Genomic DNA, 17,132 nt, shown 5'->3' with positions numbered 1-17,132 from the left:
AGGGGCGATATTACCAAACTGTTCGTTGGGGCAGTTCGAAAATCAGACCGTGATAGAAGCGCGGCAGTTACTTCGATGACGTGTCAGGCCGTGTAGTCCCGTGGGCGCAGTCGTCCGGCAAACAACTCCGCAACAGCAGCCCCGCTCGCAGCTAGCTCTCGTTCTCGGAATCGAACTTACCGAAGGGCGTCGTCTCGTGACTCCGGACAAGTACTTCGTCGGCCACGGTTAGGCCCATATCGAGAAGTGCCTGCGCGACGGGCGTGATATCGCTATCCGATTCGCCGACAGCCGTCACGAGGAGGTTCTCCTCGCCGGTGACCAGTTCCTGTACCGATACCACACCGTCGATCGCCAGAATTTCGGGGATTAAATCGCCTCGCTCGGGAATCGATGCAGTGCAGTAGAGCAACATCCGGAGCGGGTAGCCCGCCTGCTGATAGTCAACATCAGCGCTGTAGCCTTTGATTACCTCGCTGGACTCCAGATGGTTGATGCGCTTGCGGACGGTGCTGTCGGACGTATCGGTTCGCTCTGCGATGTCCCCGGACGACATATTTCGAGCATCTTCCTGTAATGCGTACAGAATTGCTCTGTCCACGTCGTCGATTTCCTCGTCAGCCATACTAGTGTGTCCACAGCAAGGACACTTTACTGTTGTACGTTCCCCCAATAGCGCTGTTGTGGCTAGTACCACTGACGAGGAGATTTCAATGGCTCTTGACACATTGTCAATCGATGGGTCAGACCTGAGTCTGGTATGACAGTACTGAGATGGCTCTGTCAATGAGCAGGTCCGGGATGAAAGCGCAGCAAGCGACCAGCAGTTGGGATAGCTGGGCTAAGTCTGTCGCAGGCTTTTGTTTTCAGGCGCGCCTAAATTCCGAAGCAGTTATGTATTTTTAGGCTGGCCTAACATTTATGTCGAGATATGACATGAATCGCGAGGGCCCGACGAGACGTGACTACATGAAGTACAGCGGCGCGGTGGTGGGTGGTGGCTTGCTAGCGGGCTGTGCAAGTCAGTCCGGATCAGAAGCAGCCCCGACACAGACAGGCACAGGAGGCCAATCAACGGCCGAACCGACGACGGCTGAGGATGGATACGCTGTTACAATGTCGCCCATGGGAACCGTCGACTTCGAATCGGTTCCCCAGAGTGTGTTCACGATACTGGGCCACCACGTGGATATGCTGGTCGCACTCGGTCGAGAGGATGCGATCAACGCAATGCACGCACCCGAATACCACCAATCGCTGTATCAGAAGTTCCTCCACCGACTGGAAGGCGTCTCAATCGACTGGGAGGGCCTGTACTCTTCGTGGCCACCGTCAAAAGAGAAGCTCTACGAACTCGATAGCGATGTCCACATAGCTGACCCGGCGAAGGTTGCGACAGCGGAGGGATGGGACAACAACAGCCTCCGGGAGATAGAATCGAACGTTGGCCCGTGGTTCGGGAACACGCTCAGCGGCACGCAACAGGACCCACCATCAGACTGGGCTGATGCGTACGACTACTATACGCTCTGGGAAATCTTCGGAAAGATCGCGGAGGTCTTTCGGGAAAGGGACCGATATGCGGCGTTCGTATCTGTCCGTGATTCGATGCTGCAAACTATCAACGCGGGCCTGCCGTCGGAAAGTGAACGGCCGAGCGCGGCACTGGTCCTGTTGTCCACATCCGGGGAGAAAATCTGGGGCTATAAGATGAACCACCCGGGCTACTACGCTGCTCACACCCGCCCGCTGGGTGCGACCGATGCGTTGGCCGATGCTGTCGGTGACGGGTACGGCGACGACGGCCGGAATATTACACTCGACACCGAACTACTTCTCGAAGCTGATCCAGACGTACTGCTCGTCCTCGGGCCAATGGCGGGGTCCCACAATCTCGACGATATTCGGTCACAACTGGCGGACAATGAGGTTACAAAGGAAATCACTGCTGTCCAAGAGGGGCGGATATACGCGCAAGGTGCCCGTCGGCAGGGTCCGATTCTGAACCTGTTCCAGACTGAGATGACCGCGAAACAGCTGTACCCCAACCAGTTCGGCGAGTGGCCGGGCTACGTCGACGGTGATCCGTACCCCGAAATCCCCGCCGAGGAACAGCTGTTCGACCGCCAGCGGGTCGCTGACATAATCACGGGTGCAGGACAGTGACTGACGCCGAAAAAACGCCGCGTGGACAACCGACACGTAGGGACTATATCAAGGGTGCTGGGATAATTGCGGGTGGCAGTTTGCTCGCCGGATGTGCCGGCGATGCAGTCTCAGAATCCACCGCTACCGAGGATAAAGAGACAGCCACGGCGACCGAGACGGAGTCATATACCGTCACCATGGAGCCGGTGGGCGACGTTACGTTCCAGACGGTTCCCGAGCGATGGCTTCCCTACGGTGGCGCTTACGCTGATATGGGCGTGGCCCTCGGGCAGGCCGATGGCCTCACAGGTATCGGCGGAGCGGACCGCTACTACACGTACGTCTACGATGAGCTTCCCGGTGTTTCCGTCGATCAAGAGACGATTGACGCGAACCCGGAGGTCCGGACGAAAGAGGAGTTTTACGAACTCGACAGCGACGTGCACCTCTATGACCCACAGATGCTCGTCAACTGGTTCGACTGGTCGCAGTCGGACGTCGACGAAATCGCTGAAAACGTCGCTCCGTTCATCGGGAATCTGATATTCCGTCGTTCGGATGCCTGGCACGACTACCGGTATTACACACTCTATCAGGCCTTCGAGAAAGTCGCGGAGGTCTTCCAGGAACAGGCACGGTACGAGGCGTTCAAACAGCTACACGACGACTACATCGCGGACCTCCAGAGCCAACTCCCGCCGACCGAGGAGCGTCCGAACGTCCTCCTCACCTACGAGGGCACCAACGAGCCGGAGTCGTTCTCGCCCTATCGACTGAACGACAAGGGCACGAGCAAGAAGCAATGGCGTGACCTCGGCGTTACTGATGCGCTTGCCGGAACCGATATTCAGAACCTCAGTACGACCAATCGGGGCGAATACGACTACGAAACCCTGCTATCGGTCGATCCAGACGTTCTCCTCATTCGCGGCCACGAGCGGAAATCTGCGACCGAGTTCCGGGAGACCGTCCTGCAGTTCATGCAGGACCACAGCGTCGGCAGTCAACTGACCGCAGTACAGAACGGGCGCGTGTATCGCGGTGGCTACCTCCGACAGGGGCCGATTCACAGCTTCTTTTTGGCCGAACGGGCAGCCCAACAGCTCTATCCCGATATCTTCGGCGACGTGACCTCCGACACCGAGACCTTCGACCGACAGCAAATCGCCGATATCGTCACGGGTGAGTTCGAATGACTGACTCGGACGGGGCGACGTTCGAACGACCGACGCGAAGAGAAGTCGTGAAAGGCGGTGGGACACTCGCCTTCGGTGGATTACTCGCCGGTTGTTCGGGCGATAGTGGTCAGGAGTCTTCGGTGACCGAGGGCAGCGACAGGACCACAGGGACCGGAACGGGCCGTACTGAGACCGATCCAGCGACTTCCGACGGGGCGTATTCAGTGACGATGGAGCCAGTCGGAACCGTCGAGTTCGAAACTGTGCCCGAGACAATCGCTCCGTTCACCGCGGACTACATCGATATGCTGGTCGCGCTCGGTCACGGCGACGCAGTACAGTCGATCTGGTACCGTGGACGGTACAAGACGCTGCACTATGAGGAGCTTGATGGAGTGTCTATTGACCTCGACGGGCTCACACAGCTCTGGAACGACGGCGTCTCGAAAGAACCGTTCTACGAGATGGACGCAGACCTGCACCTCATCGATCCCAACGCACTTATCGACTGGCTTGGGGCGTGGAATCAGTCGGACCTCGCAGAGATTCGGGAGAACGTCGCACCGTTTCTCGGGAACCTCATCTTCCGGCGGACCGACGACTGGCACGACTACCGGTACTACTCGCTGTACGAGGCGTTCGAGAAAGTGGCTGAGATGGTTCAGGAACGGGCGCGCTTCGAGGCGATCCGTTCAATCCACGACGAACTGGTCGAAACGGTGCAGGCTCGGCTCCCAGCACCGGAGCAGCGACCGAACGCCGCGCTCATGTTCGCCGGCGAGGAGCCGGAAGCGTTCACGCCGTATCGGATCAGCGGGAGCGGAGCCAACAAGGAACACTTCCAGACGCTCGGAATTTCCGACGCCTTTGCTGATACCGGCGTCGAAGGATACTCCGGCTCGGAATCACTCGATTACGAGACGTTGCTTGAGATAGATCCGGACTCACTCCTTCTGCGATACCATCGCGAAGGGAAGACCCGTGAGGAATTCGAGAACTCAGTACTCGCCTATATGAAAGACCACGAAGTGGGCAGTCGGTTGCGGGCCGTCCAGAATGACAGGGTGTTTCGCGGCGGCCCGATCTACGCCGGCCCGCTCCATAACCTATTCATGATCGAACGGTACGCGAAGCGGTACTTCCCCGAGGAGTTCACAGAGGCGCACCTATTCGACCGGGAGCACCTCGCGACAATTATCAACGACGGTAGAGACGAATAGCGGCACCGTTTTCTGGTACAGCCTGCCACAGGTGTCTCTCAGTGGCTCCGACGTCGTGCGAAAAGACTTGGAAAGACTTTTACACAGATTCGAGTGAATTTTACATAGATGTCCACAGCCACCATTCAAAACGTCCTCCGCGGTGACGGCGACCGGTTCGTCTACGTCGTCTCCGCGTTAGCCGCGCTGAACGGACTGTTGTTCGGGTTCGACACCGGGATCATCTCGGGCGCGTTCCTGTTCATCCAGGACTCGTTCGTCATGTCGCCGCTTGTCGAGGGGATCATCGTCAGTGGCGCGATGGCCGGGGCCGCGGCCGGTGCGGCCGTGGGTGGCCAGTTAGCCGACCGCCTCGGTCGCCGTCGACTCATCCTCATTGCGGCCATCGTGTTCTTCGTCGGGTCGTTCACGATGGCTGTCGCGCCGACCGTCCCCGTCCTCGTCGCCGGTCGGCTTATCGACGGCGTCGCTATCGGCTTCGCGTCGATTGTCGGTCCGCTGTACATCTCCGAAATTGCACCACCAGAGATCCGTGGCGGACTCACCTCGCTCAATCAGCTCATGGTTACCACCGGAATCCTGCTCTCGTATTTCGTCAACTACGCGTTCGCCGACGCTGGCGCGTGGCGCTGGATGCTCGGTGCCGGGATGGTCCCGGCCATCGTGCTCGCTATTGGTATTCTGAAAATGCCCGAGAGCCCACGCTGGCTCTTCGAGCATGGGCGGAAAGACGAGGCCAGAGCCGTGCTCAAGCGAACGCGGTCCGACGGTGTCGAGCAGGAACTCGACGAGATCCAAGAGACCGTCGAAACACAGTCCGAAACCGGCATTCGGGACCTGCTAGCTCCGTGGCTTCGCCCAGCGCTCGTGGTCGGACTCGGACTCGCCGTCTTCCAGCAGATCACCGGTATCAACGCGGTCATCTATTACGCCCCGACAATTCTCGAGTCCACTGGCCTCGGAAATGTGGCCTCGATCCTCGCGACAGTCGGTATCGGGACAATTAACGTCGTGATGACGGTCGTAGCGATCATGCTCGTCGACCGCGTCGGTCGACGCCGACTCCTGCTTGTCGGTGTCGGTGGAATGGTTGCAACCCTCGCCGTCCTCGGCACCGTGTTTTACCTTCCCGGGCTTGAAGGCGGCCTCGGCATCATCGCCACGATCAGTCTGATGCTGTTCGTGTCCTTTTTCGCGATCGGCCTCGGCCCGGTCTTCTGGCTCCTGATCTCAGAAATATACCCGCTTTCCGTTCGCGGGTCGGCGATGGGCGTCGTCACCGTCGCCAACTGGGGTGCAAATCTCCTCGTGTCGCTGACGTTCCCCGTCCTGACTGACGGCGTCGGAACCTCTGCGACGTTCTGGCTGTTCGGCCTCTGCAGTCTCGCGGGACTGCTGTTTGTCTACCGCTACGTCCCCGAAACCAAGGGCCGGACGCTCGAGGCAATCGAAGACGACCTCCGGCAAAACATCTCGCTGGCTGACTGAGCCGGCCATCGGAACAGTCGGCGAGGCCACCGGTTGCGTCTTTTTTACATTCCGAGACGGTCTAACGCACGTTCGAGCCTCGGGAGTCCGTCCTCGCCGAAAAACCGGACGTTCTCCAGCGCGTGAAAGGCGACATACACGTCGCGTCGCTCTTTGAAGTACCCTGCAGAGATGTCGCGGTGTTGTCGGTATTCGTCGTAGAACGCGGCCCCAATCGAATCCAGTCGGTCGACGTACGCCAAGTCAACTTCAGCGTGGCCGAAATAAATCGCTGGGTCAAGGACGGCCCGTATGGTTCCGTCAGCTACTACAGTGTTTCCGGGATGGATATCGCCGTGCAACAACGACGGCGTGGCCGGTTCGACGAGGCGAGCATCGAGCGTTTCCGCCAGTCGCTGCACTCGGTCGAACTCTACGGCTGGCAGGACTCCATCGTTCCGTGCGGCTGTTGCAAAAGGGAGGAGCCGTTGCTCGCGGAAGAAATCGATCCACGAATCGGTCCACGGGTTCGACTGACTGAACGGGCCCGAGAGGGTATCGAACGGAAAGCCGAACGCGTCAGCCGAGATGTCGTGGAGAGCCGCGACGTGGCGTGCGAGGTCGCGTTCAGCCCGCTCGTCGAATCGGCCGTCGCCGCCGATAAACGACAGGACGAGCAGTTCCGGTTCGACGTGGAGGATCTCTGGAACGGGGAGGGGCGTGTCACGGTCGAGATACTGAAGCATTGCCGCCTCAATTCCGAGCGGCGAGTTGTCGACTTTCACCGCCACATCAGGACGGTCGTGAAACGACACACGGTAGACCGACCCGACTTCCCCGCCGTCGAGTTCCATCGCGTCGTGAGCGTCGGCGTCCAGTACGCTCGAAACCCGCTCTAGGACTGTCGCCTTCGTTCGTTCCGCGCCCGTCCCGTCGTCCATATTCGGCGTACGAAAAGCGGTCCAATAGGTCTGTTTGTCTCTGTCTCGGCAGCGGAAACAAAGCTGTCCGAACCTGACTGCAGACTTCCGGGAACAGGCAGTGCTCGAACCAGCTAGTGACGCTACACGGACCGGTCAGTGCTGTCACCGAACTGCACGACGAGTCGTTCCGTGGCGAGAGCATACACTGTCATCTCCGTCCCTTTCTCCGAGTACCACGTTTCGGCGGGTTCGATAAGGTCAGCTTCACAGAGACGGTCGAGGTGATAGGAGACGCTCTGGAGCGAGCGGTCGACTGTGTCCGCGATATCCGATGCGGTCCGCGGTTCGTCTCTGACCGCCCCAAGTATCTCCTGAGCGGCCTCGGATGAAAGGATCTGGAGAACATCAGTCGGCTCGGTACCGTTGACTACGACGTTCGTCTGCTCTCGGGGTGCATAGTCAACCGGTGGGTGGTGTGGGAAAGCGCTTGCCATGGGTTGTAGGGAGGGTCTCGGCGATCGTTTCTGTTTGTTCGGCTCAATCCGAACAAACCAATCAAACAATTTAATACTTACGGAAGTAATAGCCAGAGATATGACACAGCAGAACGTGGCAAACAGGGCAGTCAGCTCGGATACATGAGTGATGCTGACAGTTCGGTCGCACGGGAACGCGTCATCGAATCGATGGAGCAATCGGCCGAAGTGTACGGCCTCAGCCGAAGTGCCGGGCGCATCTACGGTGTGCTGTACTTCGCTGCAGAGCCGCTCTCTATCCCAGAACTGGTCGACAAAACTGGCTACGCAAAATCGACGGTGAGTAACGTCACACGGACGCTGTCGCGTATCGGGCTCATCCACCGCAGGTCGTCGGAAGGAGGCGGCAGGCGAGTCCGGTTCGAGGCCGAGCGGGAGGTCTGGTTCATCCTGCAGGACGTGTTCCAGCAGTACATCCAACGGGAAGTTCAGACGACGCTCCGGACCATCCGCCGGGCGGAAGAGGAAGTGCCGGCAGATACTCGCGAGCAAGAGCGGGTTCGAAACCTCCGCGAGACGTACGAAGACCTAGAAGAGATCGTACAGCTCACATCAGAGTACTCGGCCGCCGAACTCCGCGAGGCGCTTGAAGCGTACGAGCAGTAGTCACCGTGTTACCAGTAGACGGTGTAGGTACACGTATCGTCTCCGTTCCGGCGACACGTCTCGCCCGTTTCTTCGAGGAACACGAACGCGTCGACCGGCGCGTACTGCTGGGCGACGCCCCGGATGAGGCCACGGTCGAACGGGCACGGATACGGGTTCTCACACGTCACCTCGCCGGTCCGGTCGCCCACGGATTCGAAGCGGTACTGCCCGATGTCTCCGCCACGGTGATTCCGCTGGTAAGCCTCGTCTATGGACCGGAGGCCCGCCGGAACAGTATCAAAGTCGTCCGGCCAATCCGCGACGTGAGGGATCTGTTCGCCGAGTCGGTCGAGGACGTGCGGTTGCAGGTCATCGGCAATCGTCTCGAACGCGTTCAGCCAGGCCTGCTGTGGGTACCACTCGTCAGCCGCCGGTTCGGTGATTCCCTCGGCAGCGAGCGCCGTTAGCGCCCGTTCCCGGTACTCATCCGAGAACTTCCCCATCGCCGCCTCGACTATCGTGAGTACCGTTTGCCCCTTGATTTCGACGGCCGGGTCAAACGCGTCGTAGGATGCCATGCTGTCCGAACGTTCACAGGGAGAGAAATAAAAACCGACCATACACACGGCAGAATCGCACTTTCAGCTCGTGGAGAGAACGCCGAAACGCAGTTGCCACCCTGCTGCCTGCATCCCCAGTCTCGACAACGCCTCGTCGTCACTCTCGCACGGTTCGCAAGGGTGTGACGGGTCCACACAGACCGTACAGGATAGCCTTCCCGTTACGATGAGTTCCGTGACTGTCCGGCCTCCGCTCCGGTTCGGACCTCGGTGACCCACGCCGGCCGAGTCACTGTCGTCTCGCCCGACTTGAACTCGAAAGAGATGTCGAACGTCTTCGGGGCATCGGCTGTCAGCCTGACCAGGGCGAGTTCTGCATACGTCCCTGCGGGCCTTGTCTGGTCCCACGTAACCGTCGCGGAGCGAACGGCAGTCGTGTCACCGACTGTTTGTACTTTCCCCGTAGTCCCGGTGATGTGGTACGGTTCCACTCCTTCGTACCAGCCGTTTTTCGGCTTGTAGACGGTCACATCTTGAGAGGTGTCGGCTTCCCGCTCGTATCTAATGACATACAGGCTCCTGACGACGACCGACGCCGCTCCCGAGACCTTGTCCGCCAGATCGTTTGTCTCCTGTTTGACAATGAACGTGACAACGTCGTCAGTCCGACTTTCCCGGAGGAGTTCCCGATCAGTATCGCTCTGGATCTGCTCTCGTCGTCGGTCGGTACTGCCGTCATCCTCGACAACGATACGACTGTAGACCGGGTCGCCCGACGATGCCTGAAAGTGTTCGGTTCTGACATCACCTTCGTCAATGTGCAGGTAGCGCCCGCCGTCAGCGGTCACAGCACCCTCGAATTCGAGTGCTGTCTCACTATCCGCAACAATCGCTCCCGTCGCCCGGTAGTCGTCGGACTCGGGCACCGTGAACCGTTCATCGACCGGTTTCTTCGAGTGAGGGTCGACAGTGGTGAACGGATACACAGCGGCGAAGACGAGCGCGAGACAGCATAGCGCCAGCACGCCGTTCAGTAGCCTCGCAGTCCGACGGTCCATATCCCAGTCCCAATACTGACAAACAAAAGCTATTCGGAAACCGCGATGCGATCACTGGTGTTCGTTCGGATTATCGCAGCCGGGTGTACGCTACCCAGACGACGACAAGTCCCCCAATGATGACGACGAACTCGATACCGAGGTCGAAGAGGACGAACTCAACCGGCAGCAGGTCGGCGTTTCGGGTAGCGAACAGACCGAGGACCAGAACCAGCCCGACGAGCAGGGCCGTCGGAACCAACACCTGTCGGCGGGAGAAGCTGACTGCGCCGACAACCGCAAGGCACAGTCCAACAAAGCCAGTGAAAAACAGGAACTGTATCAGGAACGCGACGCCCAGACCGCCCCTGCTGACGACATCGAGTTGATAGTACTCCCCTTGGTACTGGATGTAGTAGATGCCCTCGTTGAGCGACGGGGCATCGGAGCCGCCCTCGAACTCTGGCGGTGAGTCACCGTAGATTGAGACCTCATTGTCGGAGTCAGCAAGTGCCTGTGACACCACGTCCTGAGCCTGTGGTGACAGCGACTCGAAGTCGTGGACGACGGGACCCGTGCCGAAGATGAGGTTCTCACAGCCTCTGTCGCTAGTCACAGTCCCCCCGTCATCCCGAGGGCCGCGGTCGGCATCAATACAGTAATACGTGCCATCGACCGCAACGATTGTCGGGCCGTAATCGGGACGGAACTCCGTGGCTGCGTCCAGCTCCTCCGCGGAGACTGCGGCTTCACCGGAGGTATTGTGTGCTGTCCTGACCAGCTCTTGGCCACCATCTGAGAGGTCCCCGTACCGGTAGATATCGCGGTCAGGTTCGGAGATGGAGTATGTGTGCTGAGTCCGGGAGTGGTCATAGATCTGGATGCCAGCGAACAACACGAGACCGATCCCGGCCAGTATTAACAAGAGGGCCGGGATCTGATCGCGGGTAGGACGGGCAGGAACCATAGAAGACGGTTCTATATCGCTTTGTAAGTGCTTTGTCACGCCGGCCACGCAATGACCACACTCACTCAGTCGGCGTAGCCAGTTTTTCCACCTCGGTCGCAGGCTACTTCTTCGGGAGGGTCGCGATGAACTCGTTCGGACCGATGCAGTCGACAGTGTAGCCCTCGGCGTCGAACGATTGTCGCTCCGCGGCCATCTGGTGATAGAGCGGTGTCGGTTCGTGGTCGTTAATTATCGTCAGTGCTTCTCCGCTGTCCAGTTCCTCGAACGCATCGAAGATCTTCGGGTGTCGCTTCGGCGGTGGAATCTCTCGAAGATCGAGTTGCGGTTCTGCCATGCGATCTATCGATCACTAGCTACTGTAGAGAGCCTTTGTGCGAATATATTCAGGGCAGGGCTCCAACAGCGATACCACGGAGCCCGCATTCGGTTACATCGACCGCGTTACCGATGCATTTCGGTGGGTTGTGTTCTGTTCGTCGTCACAGACGACCGCTTTTGCAGTTCACGCCTGTTGATACCGGTTCGACCACTTCGGTAGCGACCGACCGTAAAGGCCGACACCGACAGCGCCCAGGACGCCACCAAATCCACCGAGCGCGGCAAGCAAGGTCCCAGACAGCGGCGAGATGGCGAACCCGGCGATAAGGATCGGGACTAGCGGAAGGACCATTGCCGCGCCGAAAACAGCGAACAGGGCTGTATCGAAGAGGAACTCGTTCGGAGAGAGGCCGGTGAGGTACACAGTGGTACCGAAGATGTAGCAGGCAACGCCGACGAGCAGGACGGCCCCGACGGCCGCCTCGGCGACCGACCCGCCCCGCCAGACGAGTGCGAGTGCGTAGAACGCGAGTCCGACCAGCGGGCCGAGCAGGAGGAACGCCCGGAATTTCCCCGCAAAAACGGCTTTCACAGAGAGTGGGTGGGCGAAATACAGGCTCACGTCGTCGGATTGGGTGAGCCAGTTGTAGGTGGTAAATCCCGAGAGCCCGAGAATCGCGCCGAATGAGATACCGGTCGACGGCGGCACACCCGTAATCTGTCCGGCGAAATCGACCAATGCGGCAGTGACGCCGAACAGCACCGCGGCCGAAAAGAGGACTTTCCCGAACCCGCCAGCGCTTCGGTGGATGTCAAGCAGGCTCTTGGTCGCAACTGGGTCACCGATCCGTCGCCACCAGCGGCGAAAGGCCGGTTCGACCGTTCGGGTGGGGCGGGGCGCGGTCGCATCGAAGGTGGCAGCGCTGAGCAGAAAGACGATCAGGATACTGGCAACCGTAGCTCCGGCCCGCACAGGGGTCTGGGCGAGAAACAGACCGTAGGGGGTGTAGGAGACGATATCGACACCACTTGCCAGCGCTGCACCAACGGCGACGAGTGGGGCCGAAAGTAGCGCCAGACCGGGAACGCCGCGGCCAGCGAGACCGAGGGCCGCAATCGTCGTTCCCATCCCGAAGACGAACGTCAGTGCCAGGGTCGTCCACAGAAGGGAGACAGTCTCAGCTACGAGGAGGGGCCCGACGGCTCCGATGACTGCAAGCACCGTTCCAAGAGAGATCGGCAGCAGAAACAGCACTGCATAGTAGACACTGTCCTTGATGACGAACAGTCCCAGCAGCGTGTTCTGCGATAGCGGGAGCGTGCGGGCCGAAAAGACCAGCAGCGTCATATCACCGAGGAGGTTCCGGAGGGCATCCCGTCCCACAAAGCCGATAGACCCCGTGTGGAGACCGAAAACGAACACCAGTGCGTGGAGGCCGGCGAACACGGTTTCCGGTTCGGTCCCGGTAACAGCGAGAAGTTTGGCTGCGCCTCCAGCGAGCAGACAGATGAATACCGGAAACAGGGAGAAGTGACTGCCGCGGAAGAGCCGACTGTGGAGTCGCCACTCCTCACGAAGCATTTCGACGAACACCCTGCGCGCCCGTCCGTCACTCATGTGTCAGCGGTTTCGCTCCCTGCTCCACTGTCGCGTCGACGTTGTCCAGAAACACGTCGAGGAGCGTTACATCCGCATCGAGTTCCGCCGGTCGGACATCGGCGACGAGGTCGCCGCCGTACATGATGCCGACCCGCGAACAGAGTTCGGCGGCGACATCTACGTCGTGTGTTGTGACGACAATGGTGTTGCCGGCGTCCCGATACGAACGCAGGAAGCGCTTGACCCGCTCCTGAACGATTGGGTCGAGATTCGCCAGCGGTTCGTCGATGAACACGACAGCAGGCTCGTGGAAGAACGCACCGGCGATCATCACTTTCTGCTGTTGGCCCCGCGAAAGGTCCGAGGACAGCGTGTCGAGCTTCTCGGTAAAGCCAAGCCGGTCGGCCCACGACTCGGTCTGCGCTGTCACTTCGTCGTCGGGCATATCCCGGATAGCACCGACGAAGTCGAAGTACTCGCGCGGCGTCATGAAACTCGGCGGTGACTCTTTTTCAGGGAGAATCCCCGCTCGTTCGCGGACCGCTGTTGGCTGCGTTGCCGGGTCGACACCGAGCACCGACACCTGCCCGCTGTCCGGACTGAGTTGCCCGGTGAGGATCTCCATCGTCGTGGTCTTGCCGGCGCCGTTCGGCCCGAGCAGTCCGAAAAACTCACCATCGTCGATGCTGAGCGAGAGGTCTGCTATCGCGGTTACGTCGCCGTAGGACTTCCGGAGTGATTCGATCTCGATTGCTGTCACGGAGTTCTTTCCACTATCGTAGTTCTGTCCGTATAAGCTGTTATACTAAATAAGAACATCCCAGATTATCTGACAGCGGGTTCACAAATACGTGCATCTAAGTTGACGAATCTGTGCCCTACAGTATCAGCCTCATCGACGGCGAGACCGCGTTTCTGACCAGCGACCGCGAACGCGATAGCGGATTCGACAGTATCCACTGTACGTCTCCCAATGTGGTGGAGTGTGCGTCAGGGGTACTCGACGAAGCAGTGACGGCGTGGGCTCCGCTCAGTAACCACATTGATACCGCCGAAAGTTGACTCCGGCCGGCATAGCGGACGCGATATGTAGTGAGCGGTATACTTGTCAGATATGTATTGGCCGAAGTGTCACCTGCTGTCCGTGTTGGTATAATCGTTGTTTGAGTAATCGATATCTCTTAACACATGACAGGATAGATATGCGACATGGCCCCGCATCGACTCCACCACCTTGCCCTCCTCTGTCTGGTCTGTGCGTCGCTCCTCTGTATCGCCATGCCCGCTGGCGCAGCGCCCCCACCGCGGCCGCTGTGTGACGCCTGCGGAGACACCTTTGAATCGACGGCCGAGTCTCATGGTGTGTCGGTCACTGTCACACACAGCAATGCAACCGTCGCCGTCAACAACAACGGAAGCGCGACGTGGGTCGTCCACAATCGTCTGTCTAACGCAGAAGGTGTTGCACGGCTTCGAGCAAACGAGAGCCTCCGGACCGCTATCGCCGACAGGGCGATGTGGGACACCGAACTCCTGAGCGCAAATGTTTCCGGCGATGGCGTCATAACGCTACGCTACCGCGAGGCTGACTTCGCCCAGCAGTCCGTCGGTGGGACGGTCCGAACTGGCGAGTTTACTGAAGCCTACGGCTATCGAAACCTCGATGGCCTCGGTGCTGACCGGCTTGTCGTCGTGGCTCCCGATGGAATGCGGGTCGGGAGGTCCATCGACGGTGCAACCCTCTCAGACGACGGACAGCGGATGACGCTGACCGAACTCAACGACGGGCGTGTTGTGACGTTCGTTCCCCAGAATACGGCCATTGGGCCGCTGTTGAGTCTACTCGCGGTCGGAACACTTCTCGGTCCCGTGATGGCGATGAAGGCGCTCGCATACATCACGCTCCCCGCAGCGGTGTTTACCCTCTTGATCGGCGCTGCTGCCGGGGGCGTTGACTGGCTTGATTGGGATTTGAAACAAGTCCGAGACTCCGCGGGCATCGTATTCGCCGGCGTCGGCGCGCTGGCGGCTGTCCTGTCGCTTCTCGGAGCGGCGGGCGTTATACGGCTGGGTGGCACAGCAGCACCGCTGTTCGGCGGTGGCACCGCGCTGTTCGTGTGTGGAATAGCCCTTTCTCAGCAGCGTGTCCGTGAGCGCACAAGCTATCGGGCGGTCGTTGGCGGCGCAGTAGTCGGCGCGGGCATCGCGCTCGGAGTGACGATAGCGGCGGCGCCGATGGTTGTCGGAGATGGGTTCACGTTCCCGGTGTCAACGCTGTTGGTTCTTGGACCTGCGTTTGTGCTTCTCCCGGCCGGGTACGCAGTCGGCCACGGGAACCGCCGGCTGGCGATGAAGACGGCCGCCATCGGGTTCGTGCTGTCGATGCTGCCGGTCCTCCCAATACTGCCTGCGCCGTTTGGGCTGGGCGTGCTTTTCATTCCCGTGGCAACGGCCAGCGCTGCCGCTGTTGCGATCGGTGGCCTGCCAATCTTCCTTGCCGGCGTCTCACTCGGCGTCCCTTCGTCTGGTCGCTGATCAGCTCTCTGGGTATAGTCGCAATTCAAACGCAATCCTCGATTCTGATCCGAGTAAACTGATTCTGATGTGTCCATTTGGAATATACGATAGCGGTCGCGCCCTGGTTTAATCGGCTGTATAGATCTGTGCTATCTCATGCCATATCCTTTGATAATTACCCGAAGATAACATCGATGTCACCTGATTGTATTTATGTTGCCAGAAGTACATAAGCGTGGGAACCGAACGACGATATATAATGTCGCAGACGAATATCGGCCACAATCTTGACGACGAAGTTGCTCAACACCGTGACCCGGTCCACAACGTCGACCCGCTCTTTGTCAATCGCTGGTCACCGCGTGCGATGACTGGTGACTCGCTCGCTAACGATGACCTCCATTCGTTGTTTGAAGCCGCACGCTGGGCCCCGTCCGCGTTCAACAATCAGCACTGGCGGTTTGTTTACGCCACCCGCGAAGACGACGAGTGGGACGCCTTCCTCGGTCTGCTGAACGAAGCCAACCGCTCCTGGGCACGCGACGCCGGCGCACTTATCGCCGTCTTCTCGAAGGTCACACTCGACCACAACGGCGAACCTGCTGTGACGCGCTCTTTCGATACCGGCGCTGCGTGGCAGAATCTCGCTCTCGAAGGCACTCGGCGCGATCTGGCTGTTCATCCAATGGCAGGCTTCGACTGGGACCGAATTCACGACACTCTGGGCGTCCCCGAAGACGAATTCGACGCCGAAGCGATGGTCGCTGTCGGTGAGCGCGCCGACCCCGAGACGCTACCTGACGACCTGAAAGAGCGAGAAGAGCCGAGCAGTCGGAAGCCGCTGGACAAAATCGTCTTCAACGGCCGGTTTGAGTGAGCGGCTAGCTGCGTTCTGTACCCGCCAGGATCGTAGCGAAACCCCAAATCTCTCCGACACCGCCGATCATGGTCGGCGGGTCAGGACTCTGAAACAGAGCGCCAAACCGAGTCATATCGTGCGGCCTTCGATGCTGTGCTATTAAGCGGCCGAACTACGTTCGGGTAGTTCTTGTCTCCAAGTAGCTACGCTTATAAGTGTGGCCAAGAGAAATATCATACAGGCGGCCACAGCGGCGGGGTTGCCTCCCGTACCCATCCCGAACACGGAAGATAAGCCCGCCAGCGTTCCGGGGAGTACTGGAGTGCGCGAGCCTCTGGGAAATCCGGTTCGCCGCCACCATTCATACCTATTCCTACGTGCCGATGAGCGACGCAACCCACTGTAGCTTGCGTCGGTACCACGCACACCCAGACAGCGTCACCGTTCTGTATCGAAGTGTTCGTAGCCACATCGTTGGTCTGTCGCTGTCGATGGGAGGAACAGCGAACAGGCAGTTGTCCGCGAGGAGCCAGCCGCCGCTCGATTGAAACTACACCACGCCGAGTTCGAACACTGCGAGGTAAATCTGTCCGCCGCCGGCGAGTATCATCACGACGGCTGCGATCTGGTGTATCCGTTGCAGGTACTTTCCGAAGGTGCGCCAGAGACTGATTCCAACGCCCGCAAGGAGTGTCACACCCACGAGCGGAAGCGCGACCCCGAGCGCGTACACCGCCAGTACGAGAACGCTTGCGCGGACTGGCAATGCGAGAGCCTGGGAGACCACACCGAAGAACAGCGGCACGACACAGCCCGCTGCAGCGACCGCGTACACAGCCCCGAACACACCGAATCCGGTTACGGATGCCGGTCGTGCTGGTAACGGGACGCGGAGTTCGGGCTCCCTGTTCAGGAGCATCACGACGCCGAACGCGATCAGACCGAGTCCGATCACCGGTTCGAGCATCGGGAGTGCGTTTTTCAGTGGCTGCCCGAGTGCGAGGACGAGCAGCGCGACGAGGGTAAGCGCGACAAGCGCCCCGCCAGCAGCGGCAGTGGCAGGTGGTAGCATACCGACATCCCGATCGCTCTCGTTCATGTAGTACCCGATGTACCCCGGGAGAAGCGGGAACGCACACGGCGCGAAAAACGTCGTGATGCCTGCGCCCGCGGCGAATGCAAGTGTCCCGAGTACGGCAGCTCCGGCCATC

Annotated in this window: 18 protein-coding genes and 1 rRNA gene; 9 read left to right on the top strand and 10 right to left on the bottom strand. The window is 59.7% G+C overall.

Going from position 1 to position 17,132, the window contains the following annotated elements; genetic code table 11:
- Positions 1 to 151: 151 nt before the first annotated feature.
- Complete coding sequence (locus AV059_RS02185; protein ID WP_058991910.1) at positions 152 to 625, bottom strand: Lrp/AsnC family transcriptional regulator; 474 nt, start codon at positions 623 to 625, stop codon at positions 152 to 154.
- A gap of 500 nt (positions 626 to 1,125) precedes the next feature.
- On the opposite strand from AV059_RS02185, the gene AV059_RS02180 reads away from it, so the two are divergent.
- From AV059_RS02180 to AV059_RS02165, 4 genes are all read left to right on the top strand, one after another.
- Positions 1,126 to 2,166 carry an ABC transporter substrate-binding protein gene (locus tag AV059_RS02180; RefSeq protein ID WP_058992131.1) on the top strand — a complete coding sequence of 347 codons (1,041 nt, stop codon included), beginning with the start codon at positions 1,126 to 1,128 and terminating at the stop codon, positions 2,164 to 2,166.
- Positions 2,163 to 3,344: an ABC transporter substrate-binding protein gene (locus AV059_RS02175; protein WP_058991909.1), complete on the top strand. Its 1,182-nt coding sequence runs from the start codon at positions 2,163 to 2,165 to the stop codon at positions 3,342 to 3,344. The genes AV059_RS02180 and AV059_RS02175 overlap by 4 nt, the downstream gene beginning before the upstream one ends.
- A complete protein-coding gene (locus tag AV059_RS02170) occupies positions 3,341 to 4,546 on the top strand; it encodes an ABC transporter substrate-binding protein (protein ID WP_058991907.1) in 1,206 nt (401 codons plus the stop codon). Before AV059_RS02175 ends, AV059_RS02170 begins: the two co-directional genes overlap by 4 nt.
- A gap of 108 nt (positions 4,547 to 4,654) precedes the next feature.
- Positions 4,655 to 6,034 (top strand): sugar porter family MFS transporter, encoded by a 1,380-nt coding sequence (locus tag AV059_RS02165; RefSeq protein WP_058991904.1) that lies wholly within the window; start codon positions 4,655 to 4,657, stop codon positions 6,032 to 6,034.
- Positions 6,035 to 6,078: 44 nt separating this feature from the next.
- Here AV059_RS02165 and AV059_RS02160 read toward each other — a convergent pair whose 3' ends face one another.
- Together AV059_RS02160 and AV059_RS02155 are read right to left on the bottom strand one after the other, a co-directional pair.
- The gene (locus AV059_RS02160) at positions 6,079 to 6,954 is read right to left on the bottom strand and encodes a fructosamine kinase family protein (protein WP_058991903.1); all 876 of its coding nucleotides are present in this window, start codon (positions 6,952 to 6,954) and stop codon (positions 6,079 to 6,081) included.
- A 122-nt stretch (positions 6,955 to 7,076) separates the two neighbouring features.
- Positions 7,077 to 7,430 (bottom strand): transcriptional regulator, encoded by a 354-nt coding sequence (locus tag AV059_RS02155; protein ID WP_058991900.1) that lies wholly within the window; start codon positions 7,428 to 7,430, stop codon positions 7,077 to 7,079.
- A 144-nt stretch (positions 7,431 to 7,574) separates the two neighbouring features.
- On the opposite strand from AV059_RS02155, the gene AV059_RS02150 reads away from it, so the two are divergent.
- Positions 7,575 to 8,078: a GbsR/MarR family transcriptional regulator gene (locus AV059_RS02150; protein WP_058991898.1), complete on the top strand. Its 504-nt coding sequence runs from the start codon at positions 7,575 to 7,577 to the stop codon at positions 8,076 to 8,078.
- An 8-nt stretch (positions 8,079 to 8,086) separates the two neighbouring features.
- Here the strand turns inward: AV059_RS02150 and AV059_RS02145 are convergent, their stop codons facing one another.
- The 6 genes from AV059_RS02145 to AV059_RS02120 form a co-directional block, all read right to left on the bottom strand.
- Positions 8,087 to 8,638, bottom strand: coding sequence for a hypothetical protein (locus AV059_RS02145; RefSeq protein WP_058991895.1), 552 nt, complete (start codon positions 8,636 to 8,638; stop codon positions 8,087 to 8,089).
- A gap of 203 nt (positions 8,639 to 8,841) precedes the next feature.
- Positions 8,842 to 9,678 (bottom strand): hypothetical protein, encoded by an 837-nt coding sequence (locus AV059_RS02140; protein ID WP_058991893.1) that lies wholly within the window; start codon positions 9,676 to 9,678, stop codon positions 8,842 to 8,844.
- A 70-nt stretch (positions 9,679 to 9,748) separates the two neighbouring features.
- Positions 9,749 to 10,624 carry a hypothetical protein gene (locus AV059_RS02135; RefSeq protein ID WP_058991890.1) on the bottom strand — a complete coding sequence of 292 codons (876 nt, stop codon included), beginning with the start codon at positions 10,622 to 10,624 and terminating at the stop codon, positions 9,749 to 9,751.
- A gap of 103 nt (positions 10,625 to 10,727) precedes the next feature.
- A complete protein-coding gene (locus AV059_RS02130; protein WP_058991888.1) occupies positions 10,728 to 10,961 on the bottom strand; it encodes a DUF2249 domain-containing protein in 234 nt (77 codons plus the stop codon).
- Positions 10,962 to 11,129: 168 nt separating this feature from the next.
- Positions 11,130 to 12,563 (bottom strand): hypothetical protein, encoded by a 1,434-nt coding sequence (locus AV059_RS02125; RefSeq protein ID WP_058991887.1) that lies wholly within the window; start codon positions 12,561 to 12,563, stop codon positions 11,130 to 11,132.
- Positions 12,556 to 13,305, bottom strand: coding sequence for an ABC transporter ATP-binding protein (locus AV059_RS02120; protein ID WP_058991885.1), 750 nt, complete (start codon positions 13,303 to 13,305; stop codon positions 12,556 to 12,558). The genes AV059_RS02125 and AV059_RS02120 overlap by 8 nt, the downstream gene beginning before the upstream one ends.
- Before the next feature lie 113 nt (positions 13,306 to 13,418).
- On the opposite strand from AV059_RS02120, the gene AV059_RS02115 reads away from it, so the two are divergent.
- The 4 genes from AV059_RS02115 (at position 13,419) to rrf (ending at position 16,281) form a co-directional block, all read left to right on the top strand.
- Positions 13,419 to 13,607 carry a hypothetical protein gene (locus AV059_RS02115; protein ID WP_058991883.1) on the top strand — a complete coding sequence of 63 codons (189 nt, stop codon included), beginning with the start codon at positions 13,419 to 13,421 and terminating at the stop codon, positions 13,605 to 13,607.
- Positions 13,608 to 13,754: 147 nt separating this feature from the next.
- The gene (locus AV059_RS02110; RefSeq protein WP_058991881.1) at positions 13,755 to 15,080 is read left to right on the top strand and encodes a hypothetical protein; all 1,326 of its coding nucleotides are present in this window, start codon (positions 13,755 to 13,757) and stop codon (positions 15,078 to 15,080) included.
- A 241-nt stretch (positions 15,081 to 15,321) separates the two neighbouring features.
- Complete coding sequence (locus AV059_RS02105) at positions 15,322 to 15,939, top strand: nitroreductase family protein (protein WP_058991879.1); 618 nt, start codon at positions 15,322 to 15,324, stop codon at positions 15,937 to 15,939.
- 219 nt (positions 15,940 to 16,158) lie between these two features.
- A 5S ribosomal RNA gene (rrf, locus tag AV059_RS02100) occupies positions 16,159 to 16,281 on the top strand.
- Between the two features lie 190 nt (positions 16,282 to 16,471).
- Here rrf and AV059_RS02095 read toward each other — a convergent pair.
- Positions 16,472 to 17,131 carry a cytochrome c biogenesis protein CcdA gene (locus tag AV059_RS02095; RefSeq protein WP_058991877.1) on the bottom strand — a complete coding sequence of 220 codons (660 nt, stop codon included), beginning with the start codon at positions 17,129 to 17,131 and terminating at the stop codon, positions 16,472 to 16,474.
- Between the last annotated feature and the right edge of the window lies 1 nt (position 17,132).

This window comes from Haloarcula sp. CBA1127, from assembly GCF_001485575.1.
GTDB lineage: Archaea > Halobacteriota > Halobacteria > Halobacteriales > Haloarculaceae > Haloarcula.
This window is presented reverse-complemented; position numbering and strand designations above follow the sequence as displayed.